The sequence below is a fragment of the Natrinema sp. H-ect1 genome (assembly GCF_041821105.1).
GTDB lineage: Archaea > Halobacteriota > Halobacteria > Halobacteriales > Natrialbaceae > Natrinema > Natrinema thermotolerans.
In genome coordinates, this window is record NZ_JBGUBA010000002.1 from 370,625 (window position 1) to 384,955 (window position 14,331).

The following is a 14,331-nucleotide window of genomic DNA, read 5'->3' on the forward strand; positions in this document are numbered from 1 at the left end:
TTTTTCCGCCCGTCCGAGCCTCAGTCGTCGTCCGAAACACCCGTATCCGGCGTCCACTCGTCCGGTCCACAGCCCAGCGACCGGTGCGGACAGTGTCGGCAGTGGTCGCCCGGTGTCGTCTCCGTGAACGAGGGCTCGTCGACCGCCGCGAGCGTCTCGAGGACCGACTCCCAGGCCGGCAGTTCGTCGGGGCCGAACAGGTCGACGCGGGGGTCGTCGACGTCGCCGACGTAGACGTAGCCGACCGCGGCGATCGGGTCGTCGAACCGCTGCTTGCAGGCCCGCAGATACAGTGCCAACTGGACCGCGTCCGCGGGCGCGATCCGCTCGGCGGTGGCCTTGTAGTCCAGCACGGCCAGCCCGCCGTCGGGGAGCCGACGGACCGAGTCGACGTAGCCGACCACGTCCCCGCTCACGTCCGCGACGTCCTCGAGCGAGAAGGGCAGCTCCGCGGCCAGCGGCTCCCAGTCGGCAACCGGCCGGTCGTATGCGGGCGCGGTCGCCGCGAAGTAGCGGTCGATACAGGCGAGGACGGGCTCGCGGTGTTCGAGCAGGTCCCGCGCGGTGAGCTGGCGGACGGCGGCCTCGCGCCAGGCCTCGCGGCCGTCGTACTCGCGGTGGAACGCCTCCTCGGCGACGTCGTGGAAGACGGTGCCGACGAGCCGAGAGGCCGCGTCGTCGGTTTCCGTCGCGGTCCCCTCCGTGTCGTCTACTGTCCTGTCCGCCGGCTCCGCCGTCGCCGGCGGATCGTCGAACGCCCGAACGACGTGATCGAGATAGTGCTTTCGTGGACAGGTCTCGTGGGTGTCTATCGCGGAGTAGCTGTGTCGCATCGCGACGGGCAGTTCGGCCGCAGTCGCGAGCGTCTCGACGGGGAAGCGGACGGTGTCGGTCGTCAGCGCCGACGGGCGGCGGCCGCTCGGTACCACCTGGCCGTCCGCGTCCGCCTTGAGGCCGCCGTGACTCGCGGCGTCGGCGGCGGGCAACAGCGAGCCGTCCCGGAGCTGTCGGCCCAGTCGGTGGACCGTCTCGACCGCCTCGCGGGTCTCGAGGGGTTCGACGGGGCGGTCGCCGTAGCCGGCGTAGTAGGTGATCGTGCCGGGTGTCTCGCCGGCCGAGGCAGCGATCTCGTCGGTGCGGTCGACCACGGTTTCGGGGTAGGTCTCCCGGACCTGCTCGACGCTCTCGGTCAGCGACGACCAGAGGTCCATCCGCCGGCCGGTCACCGACCACGCGATCTCGTCGGCCAGACAGGCGTCGGCGGTCGTGGCCGCGAGCCCGTCGGCCGGGTCGTACTCGTACTCGGACCCAAAGAGGAACAGGTGATTCGCCGCGCGGGTGAGTGCGACGTGGAGGACCCGCCACTCCTCGGCGACCGAGTCGGCGGCCAGATCGGCCGTCAGCGGCGAGTCGACGTCGTCATCGAGCGTCGCCGCCAGCAGGCGGTCCCGGGCGCGGTCGGCGTAGTCGCCCTCGACGCACCACTCCTCGTCCGAGAGGAAGGGGACGAGGACGGTGTCGAACTCCAGTCCCTTGGCCTGATGGACCGTCATCACGTCGACGCAGTCCGCCGAGTGGCTCCCCCGGGTACGGTCGCCCCCGCCGCTTCGCAGCGTCGCCGCGAGCGCGTCCACGAACTCCCCCGAGAGCGACTGGACGACGCCATCGGACTCGTAGGCCTCGACGAACCGCTCGATGCGGTCGAACTCCGATCGCTCCTCGCCCGTACAGAACCACTCGAGCCGGGTCACGTCCCTGAACCGTCGCACGAACCCCGACAGCGGATAGACGTCGCGGTACTCTTCGAGGATCGCGAGGTGGTCCCGGACGGTCTCGAGTCGGTCGGGTGCCTCGAGATCGAGCGCCGATGGCTCGGCGGCGGTCACGGCGTCGTACAGCGAGCCGTCCCGTCGCTGGAGCGTCGCCAGATCGCTCTCGGAGAACCGGTACCGATAGAGTAACACGCGCCGGAGGTGGGCGTCCGCACCCGGGTCGACCAGCACCCGGAGGTACGACAGCGCCGTCTGCAGGCCGGGCGAGACCTCGCCCCGCGGCGAGCCCGACACCTCGTAGGGGATCCGCAGCGACCGGAGTTCGTCAGCCACCGCCTGGGCGTGGCGGTTAGTTCGAACGATGACCGCGAGATCGCCCAGCGAGCGCTGGGGGACGTTTTCCGCCTCTCCATTGAGGAGTCGCGAGACCGTCGTCGCGACCTGTTCCGGCGTCGACTGGGGAATCTCGTTGCTTTCGATTTTGACGACGCGATCCGGCGGGTCGGCCTCGTCGTAGGTCCCCTCGGTCCGGCCGTGTTCGCGCAGCGTCTTCGAGGACTGGTGGGCGTAGTCACAGGCGTTGGTCAGCGCGAGGATCTCCTGGCGCGAGCGGAAGTTGAGCTCGAGTTCGATCCCGCGGTGGTCGGCCGCGGTCGTCGCCAGGCGGTCGAGCCCCTCGCGGTCGGTGCCGCGCCAGCCGTAGATGGCCTGGTCCTTGTCGCCGATCGCGAGCAGGTCCGGCCGGTCGGGGCCGTCGGTGAGTTCGGTCAGTAACGAAAACTGGGTCGCGTCGGTATCTTGGAACTCGTCACAGTAGACCTGCGTCCACTGGCCGGTGATTGCCGGGGTGACGGCGTCATCGTCCAGCAGGTCCGTCGCCGTCCGCACCAGTTCGTCGAAGTCCAGTGCCCGCTCGGCCTCGAGGTGGTCGTGGTAGTCCGCGTAGACGTCGGTGTAGTGGCGGGCCAGCCGGAGGAACTCGACGTAGTGTTTGAGCCGGCCGAAGGGGGTTTGCTCGAGCCGTTCCGTGGCCGACCCCCAGATCTCGTTGCCGAACAGCGCTCGTGGGAGGTGTTTCGTGGTCGGCTCTGCGAGGTCGAGCGCCTCGATCGCGTTCGTCACGCAGGTCTGGAGCGCCCGCAGATAGCCGTCGATGTCCCGAACCACGTCCTCCGCCCGGAAGGCGTCCGGCGCTTCGGCGATCTTCTCGCGGCAGTACTCGATGAGCTTGCCGTAGTCGACCAGCGACTCGCGGGCGGTCTCGAGGTGGTCCTCGTCGTTGAACCACCGCAGCGCCTCGTTGTCGAAGGACAGCTCCGCGTCGGCGGTCCGCTCGAGCCAGAGGACGAACTCGGCACACAGCTCGAGGGTTCGGATCGGCGGTAGCGCCGACCGGAGTCGCTCGGGGGTGATCCCCTCCCGACTCATCGCGGCGATAAAGTCGTCGACCGCGTCGGCGAGATCGGCCGTCCCCTCGTCCGGGCGGGCCGAGGCGGCCGCGAAGTCGTAGTCGTTGCTCGCGAGCAGGCGGCCGACGATCCGGCGGCGCTTGCGCTCGGTGACGACCTCGAAGTCGGGCGCATAGCCGAGGTAGTAGGCGTACTCGCGGACGAGCCGGTAACAGAACGAGTGGTAGGTGTAGACGTCGATCGCCGCGGCGGCGTCGGGCGAGAGCCGCTCGGCGACCGCGTCGCGGATGCTCGCGGCGGCCTCGTTGGCGAAGGTCAACACGAGGACGTCCTCGGGGTCGACGTCGCCGCGCTCGATGGCGCGTTCGATCCGCAACAGCATCGTCGTCGTCTTCCCGGTCCCGGCCCCCGCGTCGACGGAGGTACAGGCCGCGTCGCTCTCGATGACGGCCCGCTGGTTGCCCTTGGGGTCGACGCCGGCCGCGAACGCGTGGCCGGGCGCGTCGCCGGCGTCGGCTCGGGTCGTGCCGCGATCGGTCCCGGACTCGAGCCCGTCCGTCGGATCGCGGTCGGGGCCGCTGCGGCGGTCCTCAGCCATCGAATCCCACCTCCCGAGCGATGTAGTCCTGACAACAGACGGTGTACTCACACGTCGGGCAGGCGTGGTCCTCGATCGCCGCCCACCGCGCCGTGGGGTCGTATGGCCCCGAAACCAGCTCGGTGGCGACCGCCGCGAGGCGGTCGTCGACGGTCTCGTTGCGATGCTCGTGGGTCATCCCGAAGGTGTGGTGATCGACGTAGCCGTCGGTCAGGTCGACGATCTCGAGGGTCGTCTCGACGTCGTCGCGGACCCAGTTCACTGCCGTTCCCGACCGATCGGCGAGTGGAATCTGCACGTAGCGACAGGTCCGATCGCCCAGTCCGAGCCGGTCGCGGAGCCCGCGGAGGCCGTCGAGGACGACGGCCGTCTCGAGGAGCGCGCCGACGGGGGCGGGGTCGAACGCCGCCGATTCGGGGTCGAAGTGGTCGGTAAAGAGAGCGGCGACGTCGCCCTCCCAGTCCGATCGGTACCGGAGAAGGCCAAGCGGCGCGACGGTCGGCACGAACCGGACGCCGACGAGCGACGAGCCGTCGCCGGTGACGTAGTCGACTGTCGCGTCGACCCGTACCGCGTCGGTCTCGAGACTCGGCTCGGACAGTTCAAGCGTACTCGAGAGCGGGAGCCCCGGTCCGACGAGTTCGCCACCGATCGCTTCGGCCTCGAGTCGCTCGATCCCCGCGGCGTGGTCGATGCCGACGGCCTCGACGTACGCGGCGGCCGTCGCCTCGAGGACGCGCCGCTCGTGGCGGCGCTGGGTCGCCGAATGAAAGCGCTCGTCGTGGTCGGCCCACAAGGCACCCAGCCGGTCCGCGGCGACCGACTCGAGGGCCTCGCGGTCCGCATCGCCGCTCCGGAGCGCATCACAGAGGGCGGTCCGCAGCAGGTCGACTCGGTCGTCGCCGACCGTCGCCTCGCCCTCGAGTTCGTGGACGTGGGCGAACTCGTACTGGCGGGGACAGCGGAGGCCGGTCCGGAGCCCCTCGACGGAGAGCGTGGGAACGGCGTCGGCGTTACTCATTCCGGACCACCTCGCCCGCGGCGAATTCGAACTGCGACCGGACCGCCTCGGCGAGTTCCGGGTCGATATCGCCGTCGTCGAGGACGACCGCGATCTCCTCGAACAGCGTCTCGGTCTCGCCGAGGTCGGCCTCACCCCCCGTACTCGCCTCCCGGAGGAGCCGCTCGAGTTCACCCCGCGGCTGGGAAAGCAGCGCCTCGACGGCATCAGTCTCGCCGTGGACCGCCGCCCCGGCCGTCGCGTCGACGGATTCGAGGGCGAGCCCCGGCGTCGCGTCGATCAGTTGCAAGTACCGCGACTCGTCGTGGGTCCGGCGCAGGCCGCCCGACCCCCGCTCGTAGGAACACAGATAGAGAGCGTGTTCGGCGGCTCGAGCCCCGAGTGCGAGCCGGCGTCGGGACCGCTGTGCGTGGTAGGTCTCGAAGCGGTCGCCGACGCCGTCGGCGTCGACGGTGGCGAAGGTGTCGGCGATGGCATCGACCGACGGGTCGGTGACCGCGGGGTAGCTCGGCATCGATCGGAGCCACGCCCCGGGGAACAGCTGGGTGAGAAACTGCTCGCCCGGATAGGTCTCGTCGGTCAGATCGAGTAGGAACACTGCCCGCCGCGAGTCGTATTTGAGGTCGCCGACGGCACAGACGGTAACGCCGCCGGTCGGCGGCCGCGTCTCGACCGAATGCACGTACGGCGCGTCGTACTGGATCGTCCGCCGGAGCATCCGGCGCAGTCCCTGCCAGTCCGGCCCCACGAGGTCCGTCTCCTCGACGAACGCGGCGATCTCGAGAACCCGGCGGACACCCTCGTAGCCCTCACGGGCGTCGACCCACGCTTCCTCGCGGGCGATCCGCCCTTTGAGGTCCGTCCGCCGGATCCAGCGCTCGAGCGAACGCCGGACGCTCGAGCCGGCGGTCTCGGCGAGCAGGTCGGCCGAGAACGCCGGCACTCGGGCCCGGAGCCGATCCAACGACGTAGTCAGGGAATCGGACCGGTCCCGGTCGGGGTCGACGGGATCGGCGTCGGCCCGCTCGAGTGCGTCGCCGTCCCGTTCCCGCTCGCACTGACAGGTAACGACCGCGTAGAGTTCGTTGACGGCGGGGTCTTCGGCCAGCGAGGGAGTGCCGATCGTCGCCGTCGGGACGCCGGCCTCGCGGAGCCGCCGTCTGGTCTCGGGAACGCGCTCGATCCGCGGGACGGCGACGGCGAACTCGTCGAACGGCCAGCCGTGGCGGTCGCGTAGCGACTGGATCTCGGTAGCGACCGCCCGGGTCTGTTCACGAGTGGTCTCGGTCCGGAGCCGTCGGGCCCGGCCGGCCGGCGTCGCGTCCGTCGCGTCGGCGGCCGTCGGTCCGTTGCTGTCGTCCGGTTCCACGCTCCGAATCGGCGACTCGCCGGTCGCGAGGAACCGCGTGATCGCCCGGTGTGGCGGCCCGTCGGCGTTCGGTCTCGGGGGCTCGAGCGACTCGACCTCGAGGCCGGCTTCGGTCGCGATGTCGGCGACTCCTCCGGGCTCGACCCGCGTCCGCTCGACGCTGGCGTGGCGTTCACCGAGACAGACGAGATCGGCATCCGCCGACAGCGCGGCGAGATAGCGGCGGTCGAGCCGGCGGTACTCCTCGAACTCGACGGCAAGTACGGCGTCGAAGGCGGCCGTCACGCGGGATCGCAGGCCGTCCGCGTCGGCCTCGAGCAGGTCGACCGCCCGCGGGACCACGTCCGCCCGCTCGACGTAGCCCCGGTCGGCGAGTTCGTCGTGGAACCGGTCGTTCATCGCGTAGAGGAAAGCCAGACAGTCGTGAGGGTCGTCGAGATTGGCGAGCCTGATCCGCTGGCGGGTCGCCTCGAGCAGGAACTGGCCCACGTCGCGGGAAAACCCCTCGTGGTCGGCGGCGCGCTCGAGGTAGTCGGGGACGGAGCGGCTCGCGCCGTCGATCACCAGCGAGATGAGTTCGATGCGTTCCTCGTACTCGAGGCGGTCGAGGGTCGGGTCGTACGCCTCGATGGTCTTGGAGGCGTGTTCCGGCAGTGACTCGACGCGGGGCGAGCGGGGGCCATCGGCGCGCTCGAGGGGCGCGTCGGCCAGCGCCTCGGTCAGCGACGCCAGGCCCGCCGGATGCCGTTTCAGCACCAGCACGTTCCGCGGGCCGTGATCGGCGGCGAGGGCGGCGTACTCGTCGGCGGCGGCCGCGAGGAGAGCGTCGCTGGGCGCGGGTTCGGGGAGGAGTTTGCACGTTCCCTCGAGGGTTGGCGAGGACGGCATGACACGTCACCCTGTATGGCCGATTTCGTATTTAAATGTGCGCCACTCACCCGTCCGGTCGCTCGGAGACGGCTCGGCTGCTCCGTACGCCTTCCGCAGTCCGACAATTCTTATATTGTCTACCGAATACCGTACGGTATGGAAGACATTTTCGTCGCGCGAGTCATGTCAACGGATGTCTATACGGTCGCGCCGGATACGCTCGTCGAGGACGCCGCGGGCGAGATGCTCGACAACGGGATCGGGTCAGTCGTCGTCGTCGACGACGACAACCGGCTCGAGGGGATCCTGACGACGACGGACTTCGTTCGGATCGTCGCCGAGCGAAAGCCCAAGGACCGGACCCCGGTTTCGACCTACATGAGTACGGATGTCGTCACTGTCGGGGCACAGGACAGCATCCGCGACGCCGCCGACGTGATGGTCGAACGCGGCTTCCACCATATCCCCGTCGTCGACGAGGACGAGGGCGTCATCGGAATGGTCACGACATCGGACTTGGCCGGCTACATCTCGCGGGTACAGGAGCCGAGTCCCGAGTAGCCCCCCGGTTCGGGCTCCGACGGACTCTCCGGTCGTCGCTCCCGATGCGTCGCTCCGGCGTACAGCTTTTCATACCACTCGTAGCCGTCATCCGCCGACCAGCCATACGAGTGCCGGTCGGCGGTCCATGCCCGACGGGCGAGCCGAGTCCCGTGTCCGTTACGACGAGTCGACCTCGTCCCCGGGCGCGTCGTCCTCGGTCATCCAGCGGACGACCTCGCCCAGTCGTTCCCGCAACCGCCGCGCCTCCGTCGGCGTCAACTCGACGTCCGCGTGGCCGGTCGCGTGGTCCCCCGCCATCGCGTCGATGCTCAGCACGACTCGGTGGCGGTCCTTCGCTTCGGGCCGCACCGAGATATCGGCCCGCTCGGGATACTCCCGCGGCGGCCCCATCTCGAGGTCGAGTTCGCCCCGCGTGACGCCGATCCGGACCCGCTCGGCGTCCTCGAGGTCGAACGAGTCCGTCCGCGCCTCCTCGGTCGCCGGCGGTTCGTCAGTGTGTGTCTCGTTCTCTCCCATGTCCTGGGGTTGACCGTCCGTCCCCTTGGCTGTACGCCCGGTCGTCACTCCGAAAGTTGCGCCACGAAGGACCGACGGCGACGACGGCATCGTGAACGGGCAGGCCCGAGACCGACAGCCGGTACGACCCGCCGCTGTGGCTCTCCCGTCACTCGACCGCGAAGATCTCCGCGTCCAACAGCCGCCCGCCGGTCCAGCATTCGCGGGCGAACCAGCCGAAATACCCCACCGCGAAGACGGTTAGTGCGGCCGTGAGCAGCCACGGCACGCTTCCGACGGCGAACGCGCCGAGTTGGGTGAGGCCGAACCCGCCACAGCCCACGGCGAGCAGACAGATGCCGACCGCGGCCACGCGGGGCCAGCCGACGGTGCGTCCGGCAATCGCGAGTCGCTCTCGCGTCCCTGCAAGGAAGAGCGTGACGCCGACAGCACCGAGCCACCCGGCCGGAACCAGCGTCGAGACTGCGCCCGGCTCGCCACCGACGACGAACAGTCCGGCCAACAACAGGGTCGCGACGCCGCCGCCGGTGAACCCGCGGCGAACGACGGTCTTCAATCGATTCATCGCTCGAGCGGTTCCGACGGAACGCAGTTATACTGTTCGCTGTCGAGTGCCGAGCGAGCGGTCCTCGTGTCGGCCCGGTGGCCGACACCGCTCGTCGCCGTCAGTCGTCGTCCATCGGCGCGGTCACGGGCTCGACCCGCTCGCCGCGAGGCCCCTCGAGGTCGATCTTCGGCAGGAGATCGCGCAGATAGCGGCCGGTGTGGGAGTCGTCCAGACGCGCGACCGCCTCGGGCGTGCCGGTGGCGACGATCTCGCCGCCGTTCTCGCCGCCCTCGGGGCCGAGGTCGATGATGTGGTCGGCGTTTTTCACGAGGTCGAGTTCGTGTTCGATGACGACGACGGTGTTGCCGTCATCGGTCAGTCGGTGGAGGACGTCGATGAGTTTGCGCTCGTCCTCGCTGTGGAGTCCGGTCGTGGGTTCGTCGAGCAGGTACAGCGTCTCGCCCGAGTCTTTCTTCCCCAACTCCTCCGCCAGCTTGATCCGCTGGGCCTCACCACCGGAGAGCGTCGTCGATGGCTGGCCGAGTTTCATGTAGTCCAGCCCGACGTCTTTCAGCAGCTTCAGCCGGCGGCGGATCCGGCTCGAGGACTCGAAGAAGTCGTAGGCCTCCTCGACGGACAGCTCGAGGACGTCGGCGATCGTCTTCCCCTTGTAGGTCACGTCCAGCGTGGCGTCGTTGTACCGCGCGCCGTCACACTCCTCGCAGGGGACGTGGACGTCCGAGAGGAAGTTCATCTCGATCTTGACGGTTCCCTGCCCGCCACACTCCTCACAGCGGCCGCCCTTGACGTTGAAGGAGAACCGTCCCTTCTCGTAGCCGCGCTGTTTCGACAGCTTCGTCTGGGCGAACAGTTCGCGGATGTAGTCGAAGACGCCGGTGTAGGTCGCGGGGTTCGACCGGGGCGTGCGACCGATCGGCGACTGGTCGATCAGCCGGGCCGTCTCGATTTCCTCGAGACCCTCCAAGCTGTCGTGGTCGCCCGGGATCACGCTCGTGTTGTCGTTCATCTGGCGGGCCAGCCCCTTGTAGAGGACCTCGTGCATGAGCGTGGATTTGCCCGAACCCGAGACGCCCGTAATTGCAGTAAAGCAGCCCAGCGGGATGTCGACGTCGAGGTCCGTCAGGTTGTGCTGGCGCGCCCCGAGGACGGTCAGCGCCCCCTCCGGGTCGCGTCGCTCGTCGGGCACCGGGATCTGCTTGCGGCCCGAGAGGTAATCGCCGGTGATCGACTCCTCGGTCGCTTTGACCTCCTCGACGGTGCCGTTGGCGACGACCTCGCCGCCGCGCTTGCCGGGGCCGGGCCCCATGTCGATGACGTTGTCCGCCCGCCGCATCGTCTCCTCGTCGTGTTCGACGACCAGCAGGGTGTTGCCGAGGTCGCGCAGTTCCTCGAGCGTGTCGAGCAGGCGGTCGTTGTCCCGCTGGTGGAGCCCGATCGAGGGCTCGTCGAGGACGTACAACACGCCGACGAGGCCGGAACCGATCTGGGTCGCGAGCCGGATGCGCTGGCTCTCCCCGCCCGACAGGGTGGCCGCCTCCCGATCGAGCGTGAGGTACTCGAGTCCGACCTCGACCATGAAGCTCAGCCGCGCGCGGATCTCCTTTAAGATCTCCTCGGCGATGACCTTCTCGCGCTCGGTGAGGTCGGCTTCCATCGACTCGAAGTGATCGAGGGCGTCGCCGATGCTCATCGCGTTGATCTCCGTGATTGCGGTGTCGTCGACCAACACGGCGCGACTGGCGGGCTTGAGCCGGGTGCCCTCACAGGCCGGACACTCCGTGACCGACATGTAGTCCTCGATGTGGTCCCGCGTCGAGTCGGAGTCGGTCTCGATGTAGCGGCGCTCGAGGTTCGGGATGACCCCCTCGAAGCGCTTCCGTTTCCGGCGGGTGCCGTTCTTGGTGCTTCGCTTGAACACCACTTCCTCGTCCGTCCCGTAGAGGAAGGCCTGCTGGATCGATTCCTCGAGGTCCTCGAACGGCGTCGACAGGGAGACGCCGAAGTGTTCGGCGACGGCGTCGAGCCGGGTTTGGTAGTACGACCGGTTGTAGCTCCAGGCCTCGAAGACGTGCTTGAGCGGCTTGGACTCGTCTTGGACGACGAGGTCTTCGTCGACCTCCTTGGTCTCGCCCAGTCCCTCGCACTCTGGACACGCGCCGTGGGGCGAGTTGAACGAGAACGAACGCGTCTCGATCTCGGGGACGTCGATCCCGCAGTGGGTGCAGGCGAGGTCCTTCGAGAACTCGACGACGAAGCGGTCGTCCTCCTCGCGTTCCTCGCCCAGCGCGCCGGTTCGGCGGGCTTCTTCGCCGAGGTCGGCGGCGACCTCCTCGGATGCGTCCGGGAGAATGACCTTCAGGACGCCCTCGGCCTCGGCAAGCGCCGTCTCGACGCTGTCGATGATCCGCGGGCGGTCCTCGGTGCTGACCTTCACGCGGTCGACGATCACGTCGACGGTGTGATCGAAGTTCTCGTCGAGATCCGGATCGTCCATCGTGAGGTCGTACTCCTCCCCGTCGATCTCGACGCGGGCATAGCCCTCCGAGACGAGTTCCTCGAAGAGGTCCTCGAAGGCCCCCTTCTGGTCGCGGACGACCGGTGCCGCGAGCTTGGCCTTGGTCCCCTCGGGCAACTCGAGGATGCGCTCGACCATGTTTTGCGCACTCTGCTCGCCGACTTCGCGGCCACAGTCGGGACAGTGGGGCGTGCCGACGCGTGCGTAGAGGAGCCGGAGATAGTCGTGGAGTTCCGTCACCGTCCCGACCGTCGAACGGGGGTTGTTCGCGGCGTTTTTCTGGTCGATCGAGATCGCCGGGGAGAGTCCCTCAACGGTCTCGACCTGCGGTTTGTCCATCTGGCCCAGGAAGTTCCGGGCGTAGGCCGAGAGGCTCTCGATGTACCGCCGTTGCCCTTCGGCGTAGACCGTCTCGAACGCCAGCGAGGACTTGCCCGACCCCGAGAGGCCGGTGACGACGGTAAACTCCTCGCGGGGGATCGTCACGTCGAGGTCCTTGAGGTTGTGTTCTTCCGCACCGCGGACGTCGATAGTGTCCTTGCTCATCGTTCGCTCGCAAATCGGGACTGTTCGGGTCGGCGATACGGTGTCGAATTCATTGTACTGAGTCAGTGGCCGGAAGAACTTAACGAGTCTGAAAGCCCAATGCCGTGGTGTGCGTTGACATTCAGAATCGGTCCGTGAGGCCGTCCCCTCGAACCGAACGGCCGTCCGACAGTCGTTGGTCGCGGCTTTCGCCCGTCTTTATGCCGCCGGGGTCGAAACGGGACGTATGGACGAGATCGATCTCGAGGAACTCGCGGCATCGCTGACGCTTCGGGAGGAGAACCAGGCGATCAAGAGCTACCAGAACACGGTCGCGGTCGCCTGCCCGGCCTGTGACGAGCAGTTCGACGACCTCGTCGTCTGCAAGGAGAACCCGACGAGTCTGAACCTCTCGAAACAGCTGGACCTCTGTGTCGGCTCGGCCGACGGCAAGGGCGTCATCTTCACCCACAAAAAATAGCGATCCGGCACGTCGACCGCTCCGTCGTCGCTCGAGTCGGGACCGCCGTTCAGACCGAGGGCAGATCGCGATTCCATCCGGGGTCGTGGCCGGTCTGCTCGATGAGATCGGACCGACACGCCGGACAGTAGTCGGGGGTGGCGGATTTGCCTCGAGGGACGTACACCGCGTTGCCGCATTCCACGCACGCGTCCGCGACGATGGTTACACAGTCCGCACAGACGTTGAAGTCGTCGACCGTGAGGTCGCGCAGGGGTTCGAGTTGTTTATCCAGGAGATACTCGTCGATGACCGCCTGACAGCTGTGACACGGTTTCATAGCGATGCTTGTAGGCCCATGTTACCATGGCGTAAATACTTGTCTCCGTGAGCGACGGCCGCACCGTCGCGCCCGCTCTCTCCGGACGGCCGCGTCGCTGGCATACGGACGAGTACGCCGGACTAACGACCGATTCCGACGGCGAGCCGTGATGGCGGGTCTTTCGGAAGTGTTATCCCCGAGTCGGGACTACGAGTGGTTGTAATGGCAAACGGTAAGGTTGACTTCTTCAACGACACGGGCGGCTACGGTTTTATTTCGACTGACAGCGACGAAGTAGACGACGACGAGGACGTGTTCTTCCACATGGAAGACGTCGGCGGTCCGGACCTCGAGGAGGGTCAGGAAGTCGAGTTCGACATCGAATCATCCCCCAAGGGACCCCGCGCGACGAACCTCGTCCGCAAGTAATACCGACCGCCCGCTGTCGCTCATCGCGACGAACGGCGATCGCGTTTTTTCACGACGCTACATGCGATAACGATAGCAGTCGCTGAAACGATTTACACACTGATCGCACCGCTGTCGTGCGATCAGGCATGCAATGACGTCCAACGGCTACTATACCGCACCGTCCGTTCCGGGCAGAGTCCCTCCGTCTCCCAACGGCTTGCTCTCCGCTCTCTCCCCTATGGGTCGGTCGACGCTTCGGAGAGACCGCCGTCAGTTTACGGACTCGCGCTCGTCTCCGCTCGCTTCGATACCCCGCTTCCACCGGTAGTAGAGCGACCGCGTGGTTCGATCGGCGTCTCGAGCCATGAGGACGGTTGTCCCGTTCAGTTCCGAAAGCGTCTGCTGAACTGATTCGAAGACCAACTGTTCCAATCGGGATTGCTGCTCCGGGGCCCCTATCGATGTCAGATCGTGTGTCTTCGCTTCCCGTACGATCTCGTCGGCCGTCTCGGGGGCCTCTCTGAGTTCCACTTCGGACGTCACGTCGGGGCCAAGGACGTATTCGGCGAATTTCAGTATCTCTGTCCCCTCAGCCGCCGTCTGGGCGGGTGCATCAGGGGGAATCACGTGGAGGACGGTGACTGACGCATCGACAGCGCGTGCCAGCGCGCGTGCTGCTTCCGCAGCGAGGGCGGCGTGTGGACCCCCTCCGACGGGCAACAGTATCGAGTCGATCGGCGTCGCTTCGGATTCCGCGATCGAAGCGACAGTGTGGTCCTCGACGTCCGGGACGTACAGCGGGGTCTCTTCTCCTCGCACGCTCGGCGTTTCGACGAACACGTCACACTCGGCGTCAGTCAGGATCGAATCAATCGCCCCCACGCTGCGTCGCCCGTCCGCACCGAACCCGGTGTCCCGGAGCAACAGAACCGCCGTCTCCCTCCTGTCATCGATGACGTCACGAATCCCGTCCGTGGCGTCGCTCACGACCCGAACGATTGGCCGAACCGGGACGCTCGGCTCGAGTTTTCGGACCCGCTCAGCTATTCGGGCGACGTGCTTGCGTTGCTTTTCGACGGCCTCAGGTACTTCCGCGTCGGAGTCGGCCGATCGTTCCCGTCGGAGATACCGTCGAACCGTCTCGAGTGACGCGTCGTTCGGCACGGTCTCGAGGCCGAGCAACAGTACCCGGCCGTCGTTGTCCGCTGCGAGTGCAACTGCTGTCCGGAGGAACGGCCGGACGTTGCTCCGCGCCTCGGTATCGAGCAATACGTCGGTCACGGGGACGACAACGGTATACTCCGGCGTCCGGATGAGCGGTCCGCTATGGAGGGACGAATCCACATCCGAATCGACGGACCGGCGTGGGACGGTGATGCGAACGGCGGTTCGTTCGGAACCGTCGACCATG

General features: G+C 67.6%; 11 protein-coding genes. 3 read left to right on the forward strand and 8 right to left on the reverse strand.

Annotated features, from left to right (window positions below; genetic code table 11):
- Nucleotides 1–20: 20 nt before the first annotated feature.
- Genes ACERIM_RS06040 through ACERIM_RS06050 form a run of 3 tightly spaced genes read right to left on the reverse strand, consistent with a single transcriptional unit; the run spans nt 21 to nt 7,057 of the window.
- The gene (locus ACERIM_RS06040) at nt 21–3,779 is read right to left on the reverse strand and encodes a UvrD-helicase domain-containing protein (RefSeq protein WP_373631724.1); all 3,759 of its coding nucleotides are present in this window, start codon (nt 3,777–3,779) and stop codon (nt 21–23) included.
- Nucleotides 3,772–4,800 (reverse strand): hypothetical protein, encoded by a 1,029-nt coding sequence (locus ACERIM_RS06045; protein ID WP_373631725.1) that lies wholly within the window; start codon nt 4,798–4,800, stop codon nt 3,772–3,774. The genes ACERIM_RS06040 and ACERIM_RS06045 overlap by 8 nt, the downstream gene beginning before the upstream one ends.
- Entirely contained in the window at nt 4,793–7,057 is a 2,265-nt protein-coding gene (locus ACERIM_RS06050; RefSeq protein WP_373631726.1) for a hypothetical protein, read from the reverse strand. The genes ACERIM_RS06045 and ACERIM_RS06050 overlap by 8 nt, the downstream gene beginning before the upstream one ends.
- 138 nt (nt 7,058–7,195) lie before the next feature.
- On the opposite strand from ACERIM_RS06050, the gene ACERIM_RS06055 reads away from it, so the two are divergent.
- Nucleotides 7,196–7,600 carry a CBS domain-containing protein gene (locus tag ACERIM_RS06055; RefSeq protein ID WP_006180811.1) on the forward strand — a complete coding sequence of 135 codons (405 nt, stop codon included), beginning with the start codon at nt 7,196–7,198 and terminating at the stop codon, nt 7,598–7,600.
- 159 nt (nt 7,601–7,759) lie between these two features.
- On the opposite strand, the gene ACERIM_RS06060 is transcribed toward ACERIM_RS06055, so the two are convergent.
- The 3 genes from ACERIM_RS06060 to uvrA form a co-directional block, all read right to left on the reverse strand.
- Nucleotides 7,760–8,119 (reverse strand): hypothetical protein, encoded by a 360-nt coding sequence (locus ACERIM_RS06060; RefSeq protein WP_373631727.1) that lies wholly within the window; start codon nt 8,117–8,119, stop codon nt 7,760–7,762.
- Nucleotides 8,120–8,267: 148 nt separating this feature from the next.
- Nucleotides 8,268–8,684: a hypothetical protein gene (locus ACERIM_RS06065; protein ID WP_373631728.1), complete on the reverse strand. Its 417-nt coding sequence runs from the start codon at nt 8,682–8,684 to the stop codon at nt 8,268–8,270.
- 100 nt (nt 8,685–8,784) lie between these two features.
- On the reverse strand, nt 8,785–11,748 hold the full coding sequence (gene uvrA, locus ACERIM_RS06070; RefSeq protein WP_373631730.1) for an excinuclease ABC subunit UvrA: 2,964 nt from the start codon (nt 11,746–11,748) through the stop codon (nt 8,785–8,787).
- Between the two features lie 226 nt (nt 11,749–11,974).
- Between uvrA and ACERIM_RS06075 the strand changes: the two genes are divergently transcribed.
- A complete protein-coding gene (locus ACERIM_RS06075) occupies nt 11,975–12,208 on the forward strand; it encodes a hypothetical protein (protein WP_006647780.1) in 234 nt (77 codons plus the stop codon).
- A 49-nt stretch (nt 12,209–12,257) separates the two neighbouring features.
- On the opposite strand, the gene ACERIM_RS06080 is transcribed toward ACERIM_RS06075, so the two are convergent.
- Nucleotides 12,258–12,527, reverse strand: coding sequence for a hypothetical protein (locus tag ACERIM_RS06080; protein ID WP_049965871.1), 270 nt, complete (start codon nt 12,525–12,527; stop codon nt 12,258–12,260).
- 204 nt (nt 12,528–12,731) lie between these two features.
- Between ACERIM_RS06080 and ACERIM_RS06085 the strand changes: the two genes are divergently transcribed.
- A complete protein-coding gene (locus ACERIM_RS06085; RefSeq protein ID WP_006180818.1) occupies nt 12,732–12,938 on the forward strand; it encodes a cold-shock protein in 207 nt (68 codons plus the stop codon).
- Between the two features lie 252 nt (nt 12,939–13,190).
- Here ACERIM_RS06085 and ACERIM_RS06090 read toward each other — a convergent pair whose 3' ends face one another.
- Complete coding sequence (locus ACERIM_RS06090) at nt 13,191–14,330, reverse strand: universal stress protein (RefSeq protein WP_373631731.1); 1,140 nt, start codon at nt 14,328–14,330, stop codon at nt 13,191–13,193.
- Nucleotide 14,331: the final 1 nt, after the last annotated feature.

What these genes read in the sequence shown, in the direction of transcription:
- ACERIM_RS06040 (WP_373631724.1), bottom strand. Translation starts at nt 3,779, where the DNA reads ATGGCTGAGGACCGCCGCAGCGGCCCCGACCGCGATCCGACGGACGGG.
- ACERIM_RS06045 (WP_373631725.1), bottom strand. Translation starts at nt 4,800, where the DNA reads ATGAGTAACGCCGACGCCGTTCCCACGCTCTCCGTCGAGGGGCTCCGG.
- ACERIM_RS06050 (WP_373631726.1), bottom strand. Translation starts at nt 7,057, where the DNA reads ATGCCGTCCTCGCCAACCCTCGAGGGAACGTGCAAACTCCTCCCCGAA.
- ACERIM_RS06055 (WP_006180811.1), top strand. Translation starts at nt 7,196, where the DNA reads ATGGAAGACATTTTCGTCGCGCGAGTCATGTCAACGGATGTCTATACG.
- ACERIM_RS06060 (WP_373631727.1), bottom strand. Translation starts at nt 8,119, where the DNA reads ATGGGAGAGAACGAGACACACACTGACGAACCGCCGGCGACCGAGGAG.
- ACERIM_RS06065 (WP_373631728.1), bottom strand. Translation starts at nt 8,684, where the DNA reads ATGAATCGATTGAAGACCGTCGTTCGCCGCGGGTTCACCGGCGGCGGC.
- uvrA (WP_373631730.1), bottom strand. Translation starts at nt 11,748, where the DNA reads ATGAGCAAGGACACTATCGACGTCCGCGGTGCGGAAGAACACAACCTC.
- ACERIM_RS06075 (WP_006647780.1), top strand. Translation starts at nt 11,975, where the DNA reads ATGGACGAGATCGATCTCGAGGAACTCGCGGCATCGCTGACGCTTCGG.
- ACERIM_RS06080 (WP_049965871.1), bottom strand. Translation starts at nt 12,527, where the DNA reads ATGAAACCGTGTCACAGCTGTCAGGCGGTCATCGACGAGTATCTCCTG.
- ACERIM_RS06085 (WP_006180818.1), top strand. Translation starts at nt 12,732, where the DNA reads ATGGCAAACGGTAAGGTTGACTTCTTCAACGACACGGGCGGCTACGGT.
- ACERIM_RS06090 (WP_373631731.1), bottom strand. Translation starts at nt 14,330, where the DNA reads ATGGTCGACGGTTCCGAACGAACCGCCGTTCGCATCACCGTCCCACGC.